The 19,361-nt window shown below is 66.9% G+C and carries 22 protein-coding genes; 11 read left to right on the top strand and 11 right to left on the bottom strand.

Going from position 1 to position 19,361, the window contains the following annotated elements:
• Positions 1 to 39 precede the first annotated feature (39 nt).
• Positions 40 to 1,938, bottom strand: coding sequence for a translational GTPase TypA (gene typA, locus ACFU4Z_RS19860; RefSeq protein WP_379064991.1), 1,899 nt, complete (start codon positions 1,936 to 1,938; stop codon positions 40 to 42).
• A gap of 151 nt (positions 1,939 to 2,089) precedes the next feature.
• Between typA and ACFU4Z_RS19855 the strand changes: the two genes are divergently transcribed.
• Positions 2,090 to 2,266, top strand: coding sequence for a hypothetical protein (locus tag ACFU4Z_RS19855; RefSeq protein WP_085998628.1), 177 nt, complete (start codon positions 2,090 to 2,092; stop codon positions 2,264 to 2,266).
• Between the two features lie 20 nt (positions 2,267 to 2,286).
• Complete coding sequence (locus ACFU4Z_RS19850; RefSeq protein ID WP_379064989.1) at positions 2,287 to 2,577, top strand: 4a-hydroxytetrahydrobiopterin dehydratase; 291 nt, start codon at positions 2,287 to 2,289, stop codon at positions 2,575 to 2,577.
• A gap of 10 nt (positions 2,578 to 2,587) precedes the next feature.
• On the opposite strand, the gene ACFU4Z_RS19845 is transcribed toward ACFU4Z_RS19850, so the two are convergent.
• Complete coding sequence (locus ACFU4Z_RS19845; protein WP_379065385.1) at positions 2,588 to 3,922, bottom strand: mannosyltransferase; 1,335 nt, start codon at positions 3,920 to 3,922, stop codon at positions 2,588 to 2,590.
• A gap of 271 nt (positions 3,923 to 4,193) precedes the next feature.
• On the opposite strand from ACFU4Z_RS19845, the gene ACFU4Z_RS19840 reads away from it, so the two are divergent.
• Together ACFU4Z_RS19840 and ACFU4Z_RS19835 are read left to right on the top strand one after the other, a co-directional pair.
• Complete coding sequence (locus ACFU4Z_RS19840) at positions 4,194 to 4,991, top strand: hypothetical protein (RefSeq protein WP_379064987.1); 798 nt, start codon at positions 4,194 to 4,196, stop codon at positions 4,989 to 4,991.
• 133 nt (positions 4,992 to 5,124) lie between these two features.
• Positions 5,125 to 5,520 carry a hypothetical protein gene (locus ACFU4Z_RS19835; RefSeq protein WP_379064985.1) on the top strand — a complete coding sequence of 132 codons (396 nt, stop codon included), beginning with the start codon at positions 5,125 to 5,127 and terminating at the stop codon, positions 5,518 to 5,520.
• A 45-nt stretch (positions 5,521 to 5,565) separates the two neighbouring features.
• Here ACFU4Z_RS19835 and ACFU4Z_RS19830 read toward each other — a convergent pair whose 3' ends face one another.
• From ACFU4Z_RS19830 to ACFU4Z_RS19820, 3 genes are all read right to left on the bottom strand, one after another.
• Positions 5,566 to 6,279: a DUF1906 domain-containing protein gene (locus ACFU4Z_RS19830; RefSeq protein ID WP_379064984.1), complete on the bottom strand. Its 714-nt coding sequence runs from the start codon at positions 6,277 to 6,279 to the stop codon at positions 5,566 to 5,568.
• A gap of 202 nt (positions 6,280 to 6,481) precedes the next feature.
• Positions 6,482 to 7,630: a hypothetical protein gene (locus ACFU4Z_RS19825; RefSeq protein WP_379064982.1), complete on the bottom strand. Its 1,149-nt coding sequence runs from the start codon at positions 7,628 to 7,630 to the stop codon at positions 6,482 to 6,484.
• A 429-nt stretch (positions 7,631 to 8,059) separates the two neighbouring features.
• Positions 8,060 to 8,410, bottom strand: a complete 351-nt coding sequence (locus tag ACFU4Z_RS19820) for a hypothetical protein (protein WP_379064980.1) — start codon at positions 8,408 to 8,410, stop codon at positions 8,060 to 8,062.
• A gap of 246 nt (positions 8,411 to 8,656) precedes the next feature.
• On the opposite strand from ACFU4Z_RS19820, the gene ACFU4Z_RS19815 reads away from it, so the two are divergent.
• The 4 genes from ACFU4Z_RS19815 to ACFU4Z_RS19800 are packed head-to-tail and all read left to right on the top strand — an operon-like array spanning position 8,657 to position 12,267.
• Positions 8,657 to 9,307: an ABC transporter permease gene (locus ACFU4Z_RS19815; RefSeq protein WP_379065382.1), complete on the top strand. Its 651-nt coding sequence runs from the start codon at positions 8,657 to 8,659 to the stop codon at positions 9,305 to 9,307.
• Entirely contained in the window at positions 9,300 to 10,493 is a 1,194-nt protein-coding gene (locus ACFU4Z_RS19810; RefSeq protein ID WP_379064978.1) for an ABC transporter ATP-binding protein, read from the top strand. Before ACFU4Z_RS19815 ends, ACFU4Z_RS19810 begins: the two co-directional genes overlap by 8 nt.
• Complete coding sequence (locus ACFU4Z_RS19805) at positions 10,490 to 11,290, top strand: ABC transporter permease (protein WP_379064976.1); 801 nt, start codon at positions 10,490 to 10,492, stop codon at positions 11,288 to 11,290. The genes ACFU4Z_RS19810 and ACFU4Z_RS19805 overlap by 4 nt, the downstream gene beginning before the upstream one ends.
• On the top strand, positions 11,287 to 12,267 hold the full coding sequence (locus tag ACFU4Z_RS19800) for a glycine betaine ABC transporter substrate-binding protein (RefSeq protein ID WP_379064974.1): 981 nt from the start codon (positions 11,287 to 11,289) through the stop codon (positions 12,265 to 12,267). The genes ACFU4Z_RS19805 and ACFU4Z_RS19800 overlap by 4 nt, the downstream gene beginning before the upstream one ends.
• A 125-nt stretch (positions 12,268 to 12,392) precedes the next feature.
• On the opposite strand, the gene ACFU4Z_RS19795 is transcribed toward ACFU4Z_RS19800, so the two are convergent.
• On the bottom strand, positions 12,393 to 13,046 hold the full coding sequence (locus ACFU4Z_RS19795) for a TIGR03086 family metal-binding protein (RefSeq protein WP_379064972.1): 654 nt from the start codon (positions 13,044 to 13,046) through the stop codon (positions 12,393 to 12,395).
• A gap of 88 nt (positions 13,047 to 13,134) precedes the next feature.
• On the opposite strand from ACFU4Z_RS19795, the gene ACFU4Z_RS19790 reads away from it, so the two are divergent.
• Together ACFU4Z_RS19790 and ACFU4Z_RS19785 are read left to right on the top strand one after the other, a co-directional pair.
• Positions 13,135 to 14,103: a helix-turn-helix transcriptional regulator gene (locus ACFU4Z_RS19790; RefSeq protein ID WP_379064970.1), complete on the top strand. Its 969-nt coding sequence runs from the start codon at positions 13,135 to 13,137 to the stop codon at positions 14,101 to 14,103.
• Between the two features lie 49 nt (positions 14,104 to 14,152).
• Positions 14,153 to 15,073: an alpha/beta fold hydrolase gene (locus ACFU4Z_RS19785; protein WP_379064968.1), complete on the top strand. Its 921-nt coding sequence runs from the start codon at positions 14,153 to 14,155 to the stop codon at positions 15,071 to 15,073.
• An 80-nt stretch (positions 15,074 to 15,153) separates the two neighbouring features.
• Here the strand turns inward: ACFU4Z_RS19785 and ACFU4Z_RS19780 are convergent, their stop codons facing one another.
• Positions 15,154 to 16,611, bottom strand: a complete 1,458-nt coding sequence (locus ACFU4Z_RS19780; RefSeq protein WP_379064966.1) for an MFS transporter — start codon at positions 16,609 to 16,611, stop codon at positions 15,154 to 15,156.
• A 75-nt stretch (positions 16,612 to 16,686) separates the two neighbouring features.
• On the opposite strand from ACFU4Z_RS19780, the gene ACFU4Z_RS19775 reads away from it, so the two are divergent.
• Entirely contained in the window at positions 16,687 to 17,169 is a 483-nt protein-coding gene (locus ACFU4Z_RS19775; protein ID WP_379064964.1) for a MarR family winged helix-turn-helix transcriptional regulator, read from the top strand.
• Between the two features lie 100 nt (positions 17,170 to 17,269).
• On the opposite strand, the gene ACFU4Z_RS19770 is transcribed toward ACFU4Z_RS19775, so the two are convergent.
• The 4 genes from ACFU4Z_RS19770 to ACFU4Z_RS19755 form a co-directional block, all read right to left on the bottom strand.
• Positions 17,270 to 17,440, bottom strand: coding sequence for a hypothetical protein (locus ACFU4Z_RS19770; RefSeq protein WP_379064962.1), 171 nt, complete (start codon positions 17,438 to 17,440; stop codon positions 17,270 to 17,272).
• An 81-nt stretch (positions 17,441 to 17,521) separates the two neighbouring features.
• Positions 17,522 to 17,965, bottom strand: a complete 444-nt coding sequence (locus tag ACFU4Z_RS19765) for a hypothetical protein (protein WP_379064960.1) — start codon at positions 17,963 to 17,965, stop codon at positions 17,522 to 17,524.
• 127 nt (positions 17,966 to 18,092) lie between these two features.
• Complete coding sequence (locus tag ACFU4Z_RS19760; RefSeq protein ID WP_379064958.1) at positions 18,093 to 18,716, bottom strand: YdcF family protein; 624 nt, start codon at positions 18,714 to 18,716, stop codon at positions 18,093 to 18,095.
• Positions 18,717 to 18,906: 190 nt separating this feature from the next.
• Positions 18,907 to 19,245 carry a hypothetical protein gene (locus ACFU4Z_RS19755; protein ID WP_379064956.1) on the bottom strand — a complete coding sequence of 113 codons (339 nt, stop codon included), beginning with the start codon at positions 19,243 to 19,245 and terminating at the stop codon, positions 18,907 to 18,909.
• Positions 19,246 to 19,361 lie beyond the last annotated feature (116 nt).

Below are 19,361 nucleotides of genomic sequence, written 5' to 3'. Positions count from 1 at the left end.
AGCCGGATCATCGAAAGGTCCGGCCAGGCGGTCCGGCAATTACAACGCGGCCCGGTCCCGAGCCTTGCGCCGCGACAGTTCGCGTCCGCGTTCGGTGGCGCCGAGGATGACCTTGCGGACCCGGACCACCTCCGGTGTGACCTCGACGCACTCGTCGTCCGAGCAGAACTCCATCGCGGCCTCGAGATCGAGCTGCAACGGCTTGGCGAGGGTTTCGAATACATCCGCGGTGGAGCTGCGCATGTTGGTCAGCTTCTTCTCGCGGGTGACGTTGATGTCGAGATCCTCGGCGCGCGGGTTGATGCCGACGACCATGCCCTCGTAGGTGTCCGCGCCCGGTTCGACGAAGAACTGGCCGCGGTCGGAGAGCTGGATCATGGCGAACGGCGTCACCGAGCCTGCTCGGTCGGAGACCAGCGCACCGGTGTGCCGCGCCCGGATCTCACCGGCCCATGGCGCGTAGCCGTGGGAGACGGCGTTGGCGATGCCGGTGCCGCGGGTTTCGGTGAGGAAGTCGGTGCGGAAACCGATCAGACCGCGCGACGGGACGATGAACTCCATCCGCACCCAGCCCGCGCTGTGGTTGGTCATCTGCACCATTTTGCCCTTGCGGGCGGCCAGCAGCTGGGTGATCGCGCCGAGATACTCGTCCGGGCAATCGACGGTCAGCTCTTCGAACGGCTCGTGAATCTTGCCGTCGACCTGCTTGGTGACCACCTGCGGCTTGCCGACGGTCAGCTCGAAGCCCTCGCGGCGCATCTGCTCGACCAGGATGGCCAGCGCCAGCTCACCACGACCCTGCACCTCCCAGGCGTCCGGACGGCCGATGTCGAGGACACGCAGCGAGACGTTGCCGACCAGTTCCTGATCAAGGCGCGACTTCACCATGCGTGCGGTCAGCTTGTGGCCCTGCACCCGGCCGACGAGCGGCGAGGTGTTGGTGCCGATTGTGACCGAGATCGCAGGCTCGTCGACGGTGATGCGCGGCAGCGCGACCGGATTGTCCGGATCGGCGAGCGTGTCGCCGATCATGATCTCCGGGATGCCCGCGATGGCGACGATGTCACCGGCCACGGCGACCTCGCCGGGCTGACGCTCGACACCGATCGTCTGCAGCAGTTCGGTGATCTTGACGGTCTTGACGCCATCGGCGTGCATCCACGCGACGTTCTGACCCTTGCGCAGCTCACCGGCGTAGATGCGCACCAGCGCGAGACGACCGAGGAAGGCGGAAGCGTCGAGGTTGGTGACGTGCGCCTGTAGGGGCGCGGCCGCATTGCTCTTGGGCGCCGGGATGTACTCCAGCAGCACGTCGAACAGCGCGTCGAGGTTCTCGGCGTCCGGCGCGTTCCCGTTCTCGGGACGTTCCTTGGACGCCTTGCCCTCACGGCCCGACGCGTACAGAACCGGCAGGTCCAGTGCGAGCTCGGCGGCCTCGGCGGCGGCGTCGTCGAGGTCGGAGGCCAGATCGAGCAACAGATCGTGACTCTCCTCGACAACCTCCTCGATGCGGGCGTCGGGGCGGTCGGTCTTGTTGACGACCAGGATCACCGGAAGCGACGCGGCCAGTGCTTTACGCAGCACGAACCGGGTCTGCGGCAGTGGCCCCTCGGACGCGTCGACCAGCAGCACGACGCCGTCGACCATGGAGAGGCCGCGTTCGACCTCACCACCGAAGTCGGCGTGGCCGGGCGTGTCGATGACGTTGATCACGGTCACCGAGCCATCCGGGTGGTGCCGGTGGACAGCGGTGTTCTTGGCGAGAATGGTGATGCCCTTCTCGCGCTCCAGGTCGCCGGAGTCCATCACCCTGTCGACGAGCTCAGCTCGTTCGGCAAAGGCTCCTGACTGGCGCAGCATGGCGTCGACCAGCGTCGTCTTACCGTGGTCGACGTGGGCCACGATGGCGACGTTGCGAAAATCGCGTGCAGACGACACGCCTAATCCTCCTGCTGTTGGTGTTGGTGCGGGCCGACCCCTGCAAACAGGTGGAGAATCGATACTCACCGGGCATTGCGGCCAGTAACAGACTACCGGTATCCAGGCGCGCCGCAGACCACGCGCCCCACTAAGGGTATGCTAACCAACCATGGGCAAGGTCAAGGCAAAGAAGGTTTCGAGTCTGAAACCCAAGAAGAAGTGCTGTCGCAAGAAGACGCGCTGCCTGAAATGCCCTGTTGTCATTATGCGGATGAAACGCCTCGAAGCCGCTGGTTGCTGCGGTAAAGAGCTGAAGAAGGGCCTCAAGAAAGCCCGCGCCGCCTGATCCGCGCGGATACTTGGACCATGGCTACCGAACTCTTGTCCGACGCCGATATCGACGACGCGCTGTCCGACCTGCCCGACTGGCAACGCTCCGGCGACACCATCACCCGCACGATCAAGGCGCCGACCTTTCTCGACGGTATCGAGCTGGTGCGGCGGGTTGCCGACGCCGCGGAGGCCGCCGACCACCACCCGGATATCGATATTCGCTGGCGCCGGGTCACTTTCGCACTGTCGACCCACTCCGCGGGCGGACTCACCGGCCGCGACATGATGCTGGCCCATCAGATCGATCGATTGGCCGCGAGCTGAGTCTCGGCCACTAGTCGGCGGCGGCGCGACGCAGCTCCCGCTCACCGACGGCGCTTCGGTCCGCCGACGACGCCTTCGGAAACGTCCGCAGCCGCCGCCGCACCGACTCGGCATCCGCGCGCAGCACCGCGCGTCCGTGCCAGATCATCCAACCGAACAGCACGAGCACGCCGAGCGCGTCGACCGCGCCGAGCCAGGACAACACGCCCGGTCGCGAAATGGTCCAGATCGACTTCTGGGCGAACGAGAGCACCCACGGCACGCCGATCAACATCGTCACCAGCCAGTAGCCCGCGATGAGCCGGGCGCCCGCGACCGTACGCAGCGGACCGTAGACCAGCCACAGCACCGTCGGCAGCAGCCATACGAAATGGTGTGACCAGGAGATGGGCGAGACCATCAGCCCGAACAGCTGCACCATGATCAGGGTGCCCATCCGGTCGTCGGAACCCAGTGTGCGCCAAGCGAGGAACGCGAGCACGGCGACGACCAGCACGGCCGCCATCCACCACGGCCCGGATTCGACGTCGTAGCCGAGGATGCGACTGAGGGTGCCGCGCAGCGACTGGTTCCATACCGAGCCGACCGGCCCGATCCGGCTCGCGTCGCCGAGCAATGTGCCGAAGTAGCGCTTCGCCTCGGTGTGCGCGATCAGGAAGCTGACCCCGACCGTCGCGCCGAAGGCCACCGCCGAGCAGATCACGGTGCCCCAGCGGCGGCGGGCGACGAAATACAACCCGGTGATCGCCGGGGTCAGCTTGATACCCGCGATGACGCCGACGAGCAGACCCGACAGCCACCACCGCGCACTGCGCACCGCGATCATGGCGCCGAGCACCAGGAAGACGTTGACCTGCCCGTAATCGATGGTGGTTCGCACCGGTTCCAGCCACACGCCGACCGCGGTCCAGGCGAGGGCCGCAGTCCGCCAGCCAGGTTCGCGGACCCGCTGCTCGCCGAGAATCAGCTCGAGGCTTATCCACACCACGCCGTAGAGCGCCGCGACCGTGGCGAGCAGCCACAGCACCGCGACCACTGTGAACGGAAGGTAGTGCAGCGGGAAGAACACCAGGGCCGCGAACGGCGGATAGGTGAAGGGCAGCGGGAAGTCCGGCGTTTTCTCGGCGTAGGTGAAGTCGTAGAGCCCATCGGTGATCAACGAGGCCGATCCGTCGACATAGACGTGCAGGTCGACGAGATTCATGCCGTTCGTCGACAGCAACATCCATAACAGCCTGGCCAGCACGGACAGACCCAGCGCTGACACAGCCAGCTGTAGGCGTCGGTTCAATTCGCAGGCTTTCGAGTCGGGGCGGCAGGTCGTCGGCCTGCGACCCGCGGACATTCGGGCGTTCGGCGACAAGATCTGAAGGCTCCGATTAGATTAGCCGCAGCCCGGAGTGGGGCGGTGATGCCCTCGAATCACAGATAACATTTGCATCACCAATCACTTCTGTAACACAATTCGGCGCTAACGTCTGATAACACTGATCGTCCAACGCGCTGTCGGGATACTGCGGCTGTACAACATGCAACCGTGTCCCTAGAGTGACCCCGAAACGATGGCTTTTCAGCATCGAACTCCAGATGTACCCGAGGTAAGGACGGCTAGACCAGTGCTTCGCACCCGAGGATCGCGGATCGTATTGTCCGCACTCGCCATCACGGCGAGCGCTTCGCTTGCTGCGCCGATGACAGCTGTCGCGGCCCCGGCGCCCGCTCCTGCGGCGGTTCCGAACAATGTCCCGATGGTGCCCGAGGGCGTCCCGATCGATGTGCTCGCCGCGATGGCGCCGGCCATTGTGGGCGCGATCGCGGGCCCGGCCGACGCCAAGCCGATCGCGGGCGGCCTGCAGGGCATGCTGCTCGATCAGGCCCGCAGGCTGCTCGCCGCCATCAACCTGCCGCCGCAGATCAAGTCCACCCTGGAAAAGATCATTACCTTCCTGGACGGCAGCGGCGGTGGCGGACCGGAGATTCCGAAGGACGGCGGACCGGTTATCGCCCAGTTCCTCTACCCCACCATCGGCAAGGGCTGCATCAGCCCGACCGCCGATTCCATCGGTACCGCGCTCGCTGTGCCCGGCCCGGCCCAGCTGCCGCCGCCGGGACCGCAGGCCGGTCAGGCCGGGTTCGTGTTCACCGCGCTCGGCACCAAGTCGCCGACGCCGGTGCAGAACCCGCCGATGACCGTCCAGTGGATGAACCTGGACACCCGCAAGTCGGGCGTCCTGCCGCTGACCGACGAGGCGAAGATCAACCCCGACGGTCCGGCCACCCTGTCCGCGATCGCCGACACCGGCTTCGGCCGCGTCGTCGCGGTGGTCTCCGGCTCGCTGACCACCCAGGCCGCCGACGCCGCTCCGCGCACCTGCTCGTTCCTGCCGACGCTGGGTTTCTTCACCGTCGCATGATTCTCCGAAGCCCGGCGCGTCCATCCGGACCGCCGGGCTTCGCCGTATCCACAGCCGGGTTCCCGCAGGTCGACACACGGGCGAATCGCCTGCGATAGTGCGCAACAGCACCGCGCTGTGGTAGACCGAAGCCATGGCTACCGTCGAAGTGTCGCTACGGCGCAATAATTCGATTGCGAGCACGAATTCCACGCAGCGCGGGCGCTCGATCCGAAGCAGGCGCTCGCGGCGATCGATTTTGTCTTTCCGTTCCGAGGGCTCGATCCTGTCCATCGGCTCCGCGTACTCGATCCTGTCGATCGGCAGCATCGGCTCGGTGCTATCGATCGGCTCGGTCGGATCGTTCGGGTCGGTGATTTCCTCGGGCTCGTTCGCCAGTGTCGGTTCGGCCTTCTCCGGCCTGTCGCGCTGGTCGCTGTTCTCCTGGCTCGGCGATCACCAGGCGCCGGAGAGTCGGCCCATGCTGCGCGTCGTCCCCGACGACGAGCCCGAGCTGCGCCTGGCGCCCACCTGCCACTGCCAGACCTGAGCGAGCGGCCGTCTGCTGTCGCCGCCCAGGCGGGCAGCGGTCAATTCACCACTGCCCGTACTCCGGCCGCAGCACGTTGTTGACGTCGACGCCGACACCATCGATGGACCGCTTGTCGATCTCGATCTGATGCAGATGCGCCACCGGGTGCACGAAACCCTTCGGGGTGCCCCAATTGTGCTGCCAATACCAGGAACCGAGGCCCGCGGCGCGCGCCAGTCCGATGGTCGGCGCGTTCGCGTAGATGCCGGTGTTCTCCTTGCCGACCACCGACTCCCAGCCGAGCAGATACGGCGCGATCATGGTGGCGAAGTCGACGGGCGTCGGGTTGTCGTCGATCGAGGCATAGATCGGCCGGTTCTCCGGTCCGCCCGCGGCGAGGTGCAGTTCCAGCCCCCGCGTGGCGTGCCTCTTGCCCGCCTCCAGCCCGCCGCGCCAATCCGCGGTCTGGGCTTTGCCGTACTGGTAGTTCGAGACGATGGTCAGGCCCGCGGCGTGCAGCTGATCGACCTCACGCGCCAGCAGCGGCTTGCCCTCCATCCATTCGGCGCCGGGACGGCGATCCGACACGTACCTGATCACACCGATATGGCCGGCATCCCGGATCGCCGTTGCCGACGGAACCCCGCCCGCGTAGTCGACCATGGTGCCGATGACTCCACTTGCCGCGGCGTTCGGCGCGCTGACGGCCGCTCCGAGAGCGGCGGTGGCAGCGGCATAGACGAACAGCTCGCGGCGGGACACAGGAAAGGAACGCATCGCAGGACTCCTTCGCGCAACCCCGATATGGAATAGCAGCGTGCCCGGCGCACCTTCCCCAGAAGTCACTCACGCGCCGGGAGCCTCGAACGTGCACTCATTTCACCATATTCACATGGGAACCGCTAGACCCATCGGAAACACAAACCACTCTCGCCACAGGAGTTGACCGCATAGTCGGTTCCGAGTGCCGCGGATCGGTTCAGGCCACGCCGTCGATGCGTGCGGCGACATCGATCGTCCGGCCCGAACTGTCGGCCAGTTCCTGGCGCACGACCCCGGCCACCTGGGCGACGACCTGCTTTCTGATCCCCGCGAGCGCACCGAGGGTGGCCGCCCGCATGCCGCTGGCCTTGAACTCCAGCCGGATGTCCGAGGAGTCCGGCGGCGGGACATCGATGACCACCAGCAGCGGATCGGCCGCCCGCGCGGTCAGCACCAGCGGAATCTCGACGTCGGCACGATAGCGATTCGCCTTCAGCACCTCGACGGTGATGTCGAGGCTCACCGGCACCACCAGATCGAAGGACACCGCGTCGTCCGACCGATCCGCCAGCTGCGGCACCCGCACCGACCCGCGCACCGTGACGGTGGCCGAGTTGCGCGGACCGGTCCGCAGCGGTCCGATCTCGATCGGACGGCCCGCCAGCCGCTCCACCACATCGAAGACGCGCTCCCTGGTCACGATGCGGGCGAAGAACCGGCGGCCGAATTCGCCGTAGTCGATCCAGTCGAACGTCGTCTGCGTCGCATGCGCGGAGCGCACTCCGTCGATCATCGCCTCGATGTCGAAGACCCGGCCGCGCCGCCCCTGCGGATCGGCCAGCATCGCGTTCACCCGATTGGCGACCTCACGCTGCACCACTCCGGCGATGGGGTCGAGCAGCCATTCCCAGGCCGTCTCGATGGCGCGAGCCCGCAACACGAAGCTGACATCGCGCGAGGTGATCGGCGGGACGTCGATGACGATGAGCAACGGATCGGCGGTGTGCGCGTGCAGCGTGAGATCGATCTCGACGACCGCCTCCAGCCGCAGCTTCCTGCCGCCGAGCAGGACCTGCACCGACAGCGAAACCGGCACCGTGACTTCGAAAGTCAGGTTCGGGCCGCTGCGTAGCACCACCGGCTGGCCGACCTTGCCTTCGGCGACGAATCCGGCCAGACCGGCGGGGCCGACCGAGAACGGCCCGATCGCCATCCCACGTCCCGCCATACCGGACACCGCGGCAACGATCCTGGCCTCCGTCACCGCGTGGGTGAGGAAACGTTCCCCGAAATCGGCGTACTCGATCCAGACCGGATCGGCGCTCGTGTGGTCGGTCGGCTGCATCAGATGTTCCGAAACCCTCACCTTGTCAACGGACACCCGACACGGTACGCGACCCGCCACACCCGGCCCCCGACCGCAGGTGCCGCTCATCAGCCGGCTGCCTCACCTCCGCTCGGCACGGCGCTCCAGCGGCTACGTCGCTTCTGTTCGGCCCGGCGCTCCAGCGGCCGCCTCGTATCCGCTCGCCGCGGCGCTCCAGCGGCTGCCTCGCGTCGGCCCTCGGCCACCGGCGGGCCGGCACTACGACGGAAACCGCTGACCCCCACGCCCAGCTCGCCGCGACCGCCCCGCGCGGCTGTCGGACTCCGGGCCGGCAAGTGCTATTAGGTGGTCCCTGTCCTGCTGATGAGGGGGTAGCAGGACAGGGGCCGAGCGGCGCTGCCGGGCGCCGCCGGACCTATTTTAGGTGGTGCCCGCAGACCCGCCGACCGCGCACACGCGCTGCGACGGTCACAGCCTGCCGAATCCGACGATATCGGGCACTTCGGCCAGGTCGAAACGGTGCATGCGGATATCGCCGAACTCGTTTCCGCCCATCGTGGTGACGACTCCGTCGCCCGCGGTCAGCACGATATTGGTGTGCTGAGAGAACGGGCTGGCCGGACCGTAGAGCAGCACGTCACCGGTGCGCGGCTGGTATCCGGCGGCGATCGGCGTGAACCGTCCGGTGCTCTGGTAGTACTCCTGCACCAGCCACAGGCGCACGCCCACCACACCCGCAGCGACCAGTGCCGATACCACCAAGCCGAGCACCAGCCAGCGGTAGCGCGGCCGCCGACGCGCCGTCCGTTGTTCCGTCATGCTCCCCCGGCCTCCCGTCGATCGGGACCGACTCGCGGCCCTGCTCAGTTAGACGAACAGACCGCCCGATCGGTTCCCGCCACCGCCGCGCCGCACCGAAGGGCTGGTTTCGGACCGCACCGGGCGGGGCATTCCCCGCGAGAAGTCTGTCGGCTCCCGACGGACACCGGGCCGCCCGGAATCCTCTCCGGCCGAGCGCAAGTCGAGATAGTCTGCCAGCACACGGGGGCGACGGGGAGGTGCGACCTGGATACGTTGTGGACGTTCGTGGTGAACCGACGGGCGCAATTGCTCACCGATTCCTATCTACATGTTTCGGCGGTCGTCCAGTCGGTGCTGCTTGCCACGATCGTCGCGGTGGTGATCGGCGCGCTGGTCTATCGCAGCCCGCTGGGCTCCTCGGTGGCGACAGCGACGGCGAGCGCCATCCTGACCGTTCCCTCGTTCGCGCTGCTCGGCTTGCTGATCCCGTTCCTCGGCCTCGGCGTCGGACCGACGATCACCGCGCTGGTGCTGTACGCGCTGCTGCCGATTCTCCGGAATACCATCGTCGGCCTGGCCTCGGTCGATCCGGCGATCGTCGATGCCGCGCGCGGTGTCGGAATGAATCGGCTGCGGGTGCTTGCCCGCATCGAGATCCCACTGGCATGGCCGTCGATCCTGACCGGCATCCGGGTCAGCACCCAGATGATCATGGGCATTCTCGCGATCGCCGCCTACGCGAAGGGCCCGGGGCTCGGCAATCTGATCTTTTCCGGCCTGGCCAGGCTCGGCAGTCCGAATGCCGTGCCGCAGGCCCTGGTCGGCACGATCCTCATCGTCGTCCTTGCCCTGGTTCTCGATGGATTCTTCGTGATCATCGGCCGCCTCACCACCTCGAGGGGAATTCGTGACTGAGACCGAAATCCGAAGCGACACTACGGAGTCGGCGGTTTCCGGCGTCGAGATAGTGCTCGATTCGGTCACCAAACGTTATGCCGGACAACAGGATCCGTCTGTCGACAATGTATCCATGACCATTCCCGCAGGTGAGATCGTCGTCCTAGTCGGGCCATCCGGCTGCGGCAAGACGACCACCATGCGCATGATCAACCGCCTCATCGAACCGACCTCGGGCACCATCACCATCGGCGGCCGCGACGTCACAGCCGTCGACCCCGACCAGCTGCGGCGCGGGATCGGTTACTCGATTCAGCAGGCCGGCCTGTTTCCGCACATGACGGTCGCCAAGAACATCGCGACCGTCCCCGGCCTCATCGGCTGGGATCGCAAGAAGATCGCCGCCCGCACCGACGAGATGCTCGACCTGGTCGGCCTGCCACCCGACACCTACCGCCATCGCTATCCCCGGCAGCTCTCGGGCGGCCAGCAGCAGCGGGTCGGGGTGGCCCGCGCACTCGCGGCCGATCCCCCAGTGCTGTTGATGGACGAACCGTTCGGCGCCGTCGATCCCATCACCCGCGGCCTGCTGCAGGACGAACTACTGCGACTACAGGCCGAGCTCGGCAAGACCATTGTGTTCGTCACCCACGATTTCAACGAGGCGGTCAAGCTCGGCGATCGAATCGCGGTGCTCGGCAACCAATCCCGCATTCTGCAATACGACACCCCCGCCGCCGTCCTCGCCGATCCCGCGGACGAGACCGTCGCCGGTTTCGTCGGCGCGGATGCCTCGCTCAAGCAGCTCACCCTCACCAGGGTCCGGGATGTCACCCTCGGCCAGTGCCCGACCGCGGCCGAGGACGATCCAGTCGAGGGTTTGCGCACCGCACTCGCGGGCCGGAAGTGGCCGTGGGCCCTGGTGCTCGATAATCATCGGCGTCCATTGCGGTGGGTGTCGGCCGAGCACCTCGCGCACGCGACATCGTTGCGCGACATCGGATCTCCGGTCGGCGCGCCGCTGTCGCTGCCGTCGACACTGCAGGAGGCGCTGGAATCGCTACTCGCCGAGCAGACGGCGACCGCGGTCGTCACCGGGCGGCGCGGTGAGTACGCCGGGCTGATCACGATCGACACGCTCGTCGAGCATCTGTCGGCGTTACGCGCCACCCACAGCACCGCCGACGCGGACGAGACGACATGACTGCCTCCACACTGTCCGCGACGGCCCCCGGCACCGTCGAGCCGGGGCGCACTCTGACGACAGAGCGTCGCGCGGAACGCATTCGACTGCTCGTCCAGCCGGTGCTCGTGCTCGCACTCACCGCGGGGGTGCTGGTGTGGGCGTTCCGGCGTGACCTCACCGCCACCCAGCAGGCGAGCATCAGCGTGGCCAATATCGCGACGCTCACCTGGCAGCACGTGCTCATCACCGCGACGGTCGTGGTGATCGTCGTCGCGGTGGCGGTGCCGCTCGGCACACTGCTCACCCGACCCGGATATCGGCGTCTGGCACCGGTTTTCATCGGCATCGCCAATATCGGCGCGGCCGCGCCCGCGATCGGGCTCATCGTGCTCTGCTATCTCGCCACGCGCACCACCGGCTTCTGGATCGGCGTCGCACCGATCGCCTTCTACTCGCTGCTTCCGGTGCTGCGCAATACGATCCTCGGCTACCAGCAGGTGGACCGAACTCTCATCGACGCGGGCCGCGGGCAAGGCATGTCGACGCTGACGGTGTTGCGCCGCATAGAGTTTCCGCTCGCGGTGCCCTATATCCTCGCCGGACTGCGCACCTCGCTGGTGCTGGCGGTCGGCACCGCGACGCTGTCGTTCCTGGTCAGCGCGGGCGGTCTCGGCATCCTCATCGACACCGGCTACAAGCTGCGCGACAACGTCACGCTGGTAGTCGGCGCGGTCCTCGCCGTCGCGCTCGCGCTGCTTGTCGACTGGCTGGGCGCGCTGGCCGAACGGTTCCTCGGCCCACGGGGTTTGACATGAGGCGCGGATGGCATGGGCGCGCGGTGGCCGCCGTCGCGGTACTCATGCTGATCACCGCCTGCGGTCTGCAATCCGGGGGCGCCGTGCCGCTGCGGGTTGGTCCCGGCAGTATCCGCCCGGTGCCCGAGCTCGACGGGGTCGCGATCACCGTCGGATCCAAGGACTTCACCGAACAGAACATCCTCGGCTATCTCATCGAGTTCGCCTTGTCCGCGGCCGGGGCGCAGGTGCGGGATCTCACGAATATCCAAGGCTCCAACAGCGTGCGCGATGCCCAGCTGCACGGGCAGATCGATCTCTCCTACGAATACACCGGCACCGGCTGGATCAATTACCTCGGCAACGAGACCCCGATACCGGACGAGATCGGACAGTTCGAAGCGGTCCGCGATGCCGACTTGGCCGCGCACAACATCGTGTGGACGGATATGGCGCCGATGAACAACACCTACGCGTTGGTGATGAGCAGGCGGACCGCCCAGCAGACCGGCGTGACGACGCTGTCGGACTATGCACGGCTCAGCAATACCGACCCGGACGCGGCGGCCACCTGCGTGGGCACGGAATTCAATGTGCGCCAAGACGGTTTCCCGGGATTGGCCCGCAAATACGGCATCGATACCGGCAAGGTCCGCAAGCAGATCGTGCAGGACGCCCTGGTATATCAGGCCACCGCCGACAGCAAGCAATGCCGATTCGGCTCCGTCGCCGCCACCGACGGCCGCATCCCCGCCCTCGATCTCGTGCTGCTGAAGGACGATCTCGGCTTCTTCCCGAAATACAATGCGGCACTGGTGATGCGCAAGTCTTTCGCCGACGCGCACCCCCAGGTGGCCACCATCATGGCGCCCATCTCGAAACTACTGACCAATGAGGCGATCACCGAACTGAACCGTCAGGTCGATGTGGACGGGCGGGAGCCCGCCGAGGTCGCGCGGGACTGGATGGTCGCCCAGGGGTTCGTCACCGCGCGCTGACCGCACCGCCGATCCGTCGCACCGAGCTGTCCGCCACCCGCGATAGCCACCGATCGCGAAGAAGCGCACCACAACTCGACTGCCGGGTGTGCGGGTGCGACGCGACACACCCGCACACACCCGGTTCACGCGCGCGGCTCGCGGCCCAGGTAGCGCAGCAGTTCGGCGACCGCGGTGTCGCCCGCGTCACCGTCGACCACCGCGGCATAGGCGCCCCACTGACGCAGCGGCTCAACGATTTCCGCTTCCACACCGCTACCCGGCGCCGGATGCGCGGTCCGTGCGGCGGTCAGCAGGTAGCCGGCCAGCTCGTCGGTCAGCGGCGATGGCCGACCGGTCGCGATCGCGATATCCCAGGCGTGCACGGCGGCATCCAACGCGCACATCACGGCAGCGACCGGGGTCGCCAGTGCGCCGTGCGGCAGCGGGGTCGGGACGGCCTCGGTGTCGTCGGCGACGGTCGCCCAGGCGGCGGCGGTCTGCTCGATCGCCTCGCGCACCAGAGCGGCGGCCGAGCCGTCGATGGTTCCGGAGGGGTCGAAGGGGTTGTAGGCGGGCCCGACTCCGACACCGAGGGCCTGCGCGAAGGCGAGCTGGTCACCCGCGGCGTGCTGAATCACCTGCGTGACATTCCATTCCGAGCACGGGGTCGGCAGCTGCCACTGTTCGTCGCCGATGCCCGCGACGGCGTTTTCCAGCGCCGTGTAGGAGGTCGAGAGCACCTCGCGCCACACGGGGCGCAGTGTCGCGGTGGCGTCGGCGGCGGTGGTGATGTTCATGATCGACCTTTCGTTGTGCTTCTTGGTGATGACCCAAGCCTATGCGGCTATTAGGCTAGATTCGTTCCTAATAATTTCGGAGGTTAATGTGGCGCCCACCACAACCCGAGTGCTGCGTCTGCTCTCACTGCTGCAGGATCGCGCGTACACCGGCCGGGAGCTGGCCGAACGGCTCGACATCACCGACCGGACCCTGCGCAATGACATCCAGCGCCTGCGCGAACTCGGCTACCCGGTGCACGCCGAACGGGGTGCGATCGGCGGCTACCGGCTCGGTCGCGGCTCGACGATGCCGCCGCTGCTGCTGGATGACGACGAGGCGGTGGCGATGGCCGTGGCGGTCGGCCTCGCCGAGGACGGCGCCACCGGCATCGCCGACATCACCGACAACGCCTCGCGAGCTCTGGCGAAGCTGGAACAGATCCTGCCGAAGCGGTTGCAGCGCAAGGTATTAGCGCTGCGCAACGCCACCGCCATCGGACCGGCGACCACCGGCTCGCGCGAACCGGACGCCCCGGTGGCCGCCGCGGTCCTGACCACACTGGCCGGAGCTATCCGGGACACGACCGCAGTGTCGATCGAGTTCGACAGCGGCACAACAGAAGTAGAGCCGTACCGACTGATCAACTGGCAGCGGCGCTGGTACCTGGTCGCCTACGACCTCGAAACCCATTCCTGGCGTGCGATTCCCGTCGCACAGGTACACCAGGCAGCCGCAGGCGCCCGCCGCTTCGGACCGCGCCCACTGCCCGAGGACGACCTGATCGCGTTCGTCATGCGCCACATCGCGAGCACCGGCTGGCAGGTGCACGCCCGCGTCACCGTGCTCGCACCGGCGCAAACAGTGATCGCCCGCATCAATCCCGCCGTCGGCGTGGTGGAGGCCGTCGACGCGGACACCTGCATTCTGCTGACCGGCGCGGATGCGTTGGAGACCATCGCCATCTACCTCAGCATGCTGATGATGGATTTCCGTGTCGACGGCCCGCCGGAGCTGGTCGCGCATCTGCGTACGCTGGCCCGCCGCTATGCCGCCTCGGTGGAATCCGCACCGTAACGTGGCCGAACGCCATGGCAGGCAGCGCGATCGCCACTAGTGTGCGCATGTGGCCAACGACGAGTTCTTCCTCGAACCGAACATCGGAAAGCCTGCGGATAAGGTCGGATACTTCGCGAGCCGTGCGGGCTTCGATCGGTTCGCGGCGGCCTATCGCGACGGCATGGCGGAATTGCCGACACCCTCCGAACAGGTAGCGGTGGCCACCTCCTTCGGGCCGGTGCGTTGCTACCGTTTCGGCGCGGCGGGCGGCACACCGCTGGTGCTGCTGTCCGGCAGGCAGGCGTCCACCCCGATGTGGGGCACGAATCTGCCCGGCCTGCTGGCACAACACACGGTCTGGTCGATCGACAGCATCGGGGAACCCGGTGCGAGCACCCAGCAGCGGCCGCTGACGCGTCCGGCCGATCAGGCGGCCTGGGTCGCCGAAGCAATCGCTGGGCTCGGTCTAGAGCGCGCACATCTACTCGGCGTCAGCGTCGGTGGCTGGCTCGCCACCCAGGTGGCGATCCATCGGCCGGAACGCGCGGCGTCGGTGACACTGCTCGATCCGGCGAATACCTTTGCGCCGCTTACCTGGAAGATGGTCACCGCCTCATTGGGCAGCGTGATTCCCGGTTTGCCGATGTGGGCCCGCTACCGCCTGCTGAGCTGGGTCTCCGGCGGCGTCCAGGTCGACGACTCGGTCCCCGAAGGCCGCCTGATCGCTTCCGCCATGCGGGATTTCACCTCGGCGCAGCCGAAGCCCGACCGACCGAGCCAGGATCAACTGTCCGAGATCACGGTCCCGGTGCTGGCGATCCTGGCCGGGCGCAGCATCGTGCACGATGCGCAGCGCGCCGCCGCGACCGCTCGCACCATCCCCGGCGCTGAGGTCGAGGTGTGGCCGGTGGCTTCGCATGCCGTCACCGGCGAGTTCCCGGACCGCATCGCGGCGCGTTTCGCCGAGTTCGCCGCGGGCATTTCATAGCGTCACACCAACGACAACGGGGCCGATCCTCGCCGTTGAGGATCGCACCCCGTTGTCGTTCGAGCGCGATGGCCCGATGATCAGGCGTGCCCGGCCTTGTCCGCGGCATCCGGCGCCTTGCGCATCGGAATGCAGACCGTGAGCACGATCGCGACGAGCGCCGCCGCCGTGGCGATGAGGAAGGTGGTGTGGAATCCGTCCCGTGACGGCAGCACATGCGAGCCGAGCTGCATCGTCATGTGCGCGAGCACCACGCTCATCACGGCCGACGAGGTGGACGTGCCGATCGAGCGCATCAGCGAGTTCAGACCGTTGGCCGCCGCGGTTTCGGTGATCGGGACCGCACCCATGATCAGCGCGGGCATCGCGGCGTAGGCCAGGCCGACACCGGCGGCAACGATCATCGCCGCGACCATGATCTCCCAGACGCTGTTCATCAGCACCACGGCGCACAGGTAGCCCGCCGCGATCACCGCCGAACCGAGCGCAAGGGTGATCTTCGGCCCTCGGGCCGCCGACAGCCGCGCCGACACCGGCGAGAGCAGGATCATCACGAATCCGGTAGGGGCAAGCGCCAATCCGGCGTTGACCATGGATAAGCCGAACCCGTATCCGGTCTGCTCGGGGGCCATCAGCAACTGCGGGAAGGTCAGCGACATGCCGTAGAGGGCGAAGCCGACGGCGATGGAGGCGAAGTTGGTGAACAGCACCCGGGGCCGCGCCGAAACCCGCAGGTCGACCAGCGGCGAGCGCTGCCGCAGCTCGAAGGCACCCCAGCCGACGAACACCACAACCGCGAGAGCGAAGAGGGTGAGGATGCTCGCGCTGCCCCAGCCCCAGTCCGCGCCCTTGGTGATCGCGATCAGCAGGGCGAGCAATGCGATGGAAAGCCCGACCGCACCACCGAAGTCGAAGCGCGCGGGAGTGCGCACCGGCGACTCGGGCACGAAGACGAAAACCAGTGCGGCACAGACGACACCGAGGCCGGCCGCGGTCCAGAACAGCATGTGCCAGTCGGCGTTCTGCGCGATCGCCGCCGCGAGCGGCAGCCCGAGGGCGCCGCCGACGCCGAGCGTTGCGCTCATGATCGCCATTGCCGAACCCACCTTCTCGGCGGGCAGCTCGTCACGCATGATGCTGATGCCGAGCGGGATCGCGCCGACCGCGGCGCCCTGCAGCGAGCGGCCGATGATCTCCGGGACGAGCGAGGAGAACAGCGCGCAGACCACTGAGCCCGCGACCAGCAAGAGGATGTTCGCGAACAGCACCCGGCGCTTGCCGAACATGTCGCCGAGCCTGCCGCTGATCGGGGTCGCGACCGCGCCTGCGAGCAGCGTCGCGGTGATCACCCATGACGCGTTGGACGCCGAGGTATTCAGCAGCGATGGGAGGGTGGGGATGATCGGGATAACCAGCGTCTGCATGAGCGAGACGACGACACCGACCGTGCCGAGGGTCGCGATGAGTAGGGCCGACGAGGGCCTGCGCCGATCGTCGGTACCAGAGACGGTCTTGGACGCGTCGGCAGCAACAGTCACAAATGTGCACGCTACACACGATGTGTATCGTGCACAATTTGCTATGACCGTGATTCAGGCGACATAGTGTGGTTCATGCCAGCATCAGGTCCCGAGGAAAGCGCCGCACTCTCGCGCCTCGTCTTCGAGCTGACCCTGCTCTCCCGGCACTTCCCCGCATCGCTGCTGCGCCGCCCAGGATTCCAGCTGGACCGCTCGGCCTACCTCCTGCTCAGCAGGCTCGAGGTCGACTCCCCGCTCAGCCTGCGCGAGCTGTCGGAGGCCTTCCAGCTGGACATCTCCACGATCAACCGTCAGGTCGGCGCCATGCTGAAGCAGGACCTGGTGGAGCGGGTGCCCGATCCGGACGGCGGTATCGCGCGCAAGGTCCGGGCCAGCCGAAAGGGCCTGGAACTGGTCGCGGCCGATCGGGCGCAGAGCCACGAAGGCATCGGCGCGGTGGTCGCCGACTGGGCCGACGCCGATGTCGAACAACTGAGCACGCTGATCGCGCGCTTCAACGAGTCCATCGAACACATCGAAGAAAACCCATGGCCGCGTCCGCCGAACGCCCGTTAGGCGGCGGCCTCGCCGAGACTCGGGCCGAGCACAGACTGTTGTCGCGCAATCTGTCGGCCGCGCCCCCTCGAAGGCGGCTCGTCAGCTAGATGGCCAGGGCCTACCGTTTCCGCGCCCGGTATCGCTCGAGCAGCGCGGTGATCGTCGCGTAGTCCCGACGTCTGTTCAGCGCGTCTGTTAGCTCGTCCGGGCACAGCTCGTAGTGATCGCCCCGCCAGCGCCGGGCTTTGTTGTCCCAGATTCGGTAGCCGCCGGGCACTCCGCGTGCCACGTATCATCTTCGGCTCATGAGATAAAGGCGAACCCGGCTGGGCGGCAACGCATTCCGCCCAGCAAGGTAACTTCCGGCTCGCTACGGATGCGCACTCGGCTGCTGGACCTCTGGCGCCTGATGGGTCACACGCACCAGCTCATCCAACTCGGTGCGCCACTGACGGTGGACATTGAGCCGCTCCACCACCGCGGTTCCCGGCAGCCGGTAGAACACCTTCGACCACAGGGAATTGATCTCCAAACCGGAGAACTCGGCGGTCTGAAAGTGCTCCGCCGACACTAGATTCGTCGGCCGGCCGGTCCATTTGCTGGCCTCGATCAGCACAACGGAGGTGTTGGTCAGTACCACGAAGTAGTACTTCCGCAGGAACACCATCACCAACCGCACATACGGCAGGCTGTCGACCCACGGGCTCGGACCCGTGATGGCGAGAAAAGCGGTATTGAACTGCTCCCCAGGCGGACCGACCTCGGCCAGCTTCTGCGTCACCTGTTCCAGAATCTTCTTCTTACGAAATGCCATACGGCCCTCCCCATTTCGAAGCCCGCCGCGAACATCGACGAACTGCCGCCAGACCATATCGGGTTCGGTCCGTTGCCGCCACCTGTGATCACGAGTCACCGGCTACTGGCGGGAGCGCTACTGCGACCTACCCATCCCGCATCCGCGTGTCTTTCCGCGTCCGAGCCAGATCCAACAGTCCATATACGGCGAAAAATGGCTTGGCCCATGATTTCTCACCGAGCCGATAATCGGAAGCACGCCGAACCCTGCGCGCCAGATCCGGCCGCTGCCGGCGCAGATACAGACGGCCACGTAACGCATGCAGGGGATTCGAAACAATGGCGATCGACTCGGCATCCTCCATGAACGGAATCGAGTACTTGATGTTCTCCCACGTCGTGCGGGACCGGTCCTCCAGCTGGATTCGCACATTCGACACCCCACGCTCCCGCATCGCGTAACCCGCCATGAGCTCGGCTTCCGAAACCGTCCCACCAGGCCGCGTCGTCCCGGAAAAGACCAGTCGGCTATCGGGCACCTTGTCATCCACCGACCGGAGCGCGGCCCGAACCCGCCACCGATTGAGCGCATTCGCCCGATCCGCACTTCGATTGGCGAACCCGAGCACCACCAGCACTTCCGATTCCGGAACCCCCGACCGCGGCTCCCCCAGCACAGCCCGCGAAGCCCACCAATGCTCGATCTCCCCCCACGCCAGCGCGGCCACGACAACACCGCCCGCCGCGCCGATCAACACCCCTCGCCGCACCGCACCCTCCTCCGCGCATCACCCCTGTACCGAGGCTAGCCCGCTCCCACCCATCCCCCGCTACCATCCGGAAACGAGCAGCTACCGCACGTCGGCACGGAGCGCCACCCCGCCGATCACCGTGTCACCCGATCGGCGGGGTGCGTGCCCGTTCATGGGGCGACGATGTTGTCAGCGCAACCTCCGACGGCTAATTTCCTGCGCCGAAGTTCATGCCGCTGCTGCCGGTACTCGGCATTTCGCTATCGGCGTCGCCGCTTCCTTTGCCTTTGCCCTTACCCTTGCCTTTACCTTTACCTTTACCGCCTTTGCCGTCCTTGCCCTTGCCCTCCTCGCCTGTGCCGTTCACGTCCCCCCTCCCGATGTCGCCGACAAGACCCCCGTCGTCATCCGGAGCGAACTGGGCCATGACCACGGCGGCCTCGGCGCACTCGGTGGGATGCGCGGCCGCGGCGCCACCAGCCGTGAGAATGATGGCCGATGCGGCAAGAACTCCGACCGCACCAACGGTCGCGAACCTGTAAATCATGTGTAGCCCCTTCTCGAATGGGAAGTGGTACGTCCTGATCAACAGGAATCAGCGTAGAAGGCGCCGACGAGATACCGCCGTAGCGCGTATTCCACGGCCGGTCGCCGGACCGGACC

Origin of the sequence: Nocardia sp. NPDC057440 (assembly GCF_042802915.1) — a bacterium.
Lineage (GTDB): Bacteria > Actinomycetota > Actinomycetes > Mycobacteriales > Mycobacteriaceae > Nocardia.
Note: the sequence above shows the minus strand (reverse complement) of the source record. Positions and strands in the feature narration are given on the sequence as shown.

Coding starts and splice junctions, on each gene's coding strand:
- ACFU4Z_RS19855 (WP_085998628.1), top strand. CDS start 2,090: ATGGGCAAGGTCAAGGCAAAGAAGGTTTCGAGTCTGAAACCCAAGAAG.
- ACFU4Z_RS19850 (WP_379064989.1), top strand. CDS start 2,287: ATGGCTACCGAACTCTTGTCCGACGCCGATATCGACGACGCGCTGTCC.
- ACFU4Z_RS19845 (WP_379065385.1), bottom strand. CDS start 3,922: ATGTCCGCGGGTCGCAGGCCGACGACCTGCCGCCCCGACTCGAAAGCC.
- ACFU4Z_RS19835 (WP_379064985.1), top strand. CDS start 5,125: ATGGCTACCGTCGAAGTGTCGCTACGGCGCAATAATTCGATTGCGAGC.
- ACFU4Z_RS19830 (WP_379064984.1), bottom strand. CDS start 6,279: ATGCGTTCCTTTCCTGTGTCCCGCCGCGAGCTGTTCGTCTATGCCGCT.
- ACFU4Z_RS19820 (WP_379064980.1), bottom strand. CDS start 8,410: ATGACGGAACAACGGACGGCGCGTCGGCGGCCGCGCTACCGCTGGCTG.
- ACFU4Z_RS19805 (WP_379064976.1), top strand. CDS start 10,490: ATGACTGCCTCCACACTGTCCGCGACGGCCCCCGGCACCGTCGAGCCG.
- ACFU4Z_RS19800 (WP_379064974.1), top strand. CDS start 11,287: ATGAGGCGCGGATGGCATGGGCGCGCGGTGGCCGCCGTCGCGGTACTC.
- ACFU4Z_RS19795 (WP_379064972.1), bottom strand. CDS start 13,046: ATGAACATCACCACCGCCGCCGACGCCACCGCGACACTGCGCCCCGTG.
- ACFU4Z_RS19775 (WP_379064964.1), top strand. CDS start 16,687: ATGCCAGCATCAGGTCCCGAGGAAAGCGCCGCACTCTCGCGCCTCGTC.
- ACFU4Z_RS19765 (WP_379064960.1), bottom strand. CDS start 17,965: ATGGCATTTCGTAAGAAGAAGATTCTGGAACAGGTGACGCAGAAGCTG.
- ACFU4Z_RS19755 (WP_379064956.1), bottom strand. CDS start 19,245: ATGATTTACAGGTTCGCGACCGTTGGTGCGGTCGGAGTTCTTGCCGCA.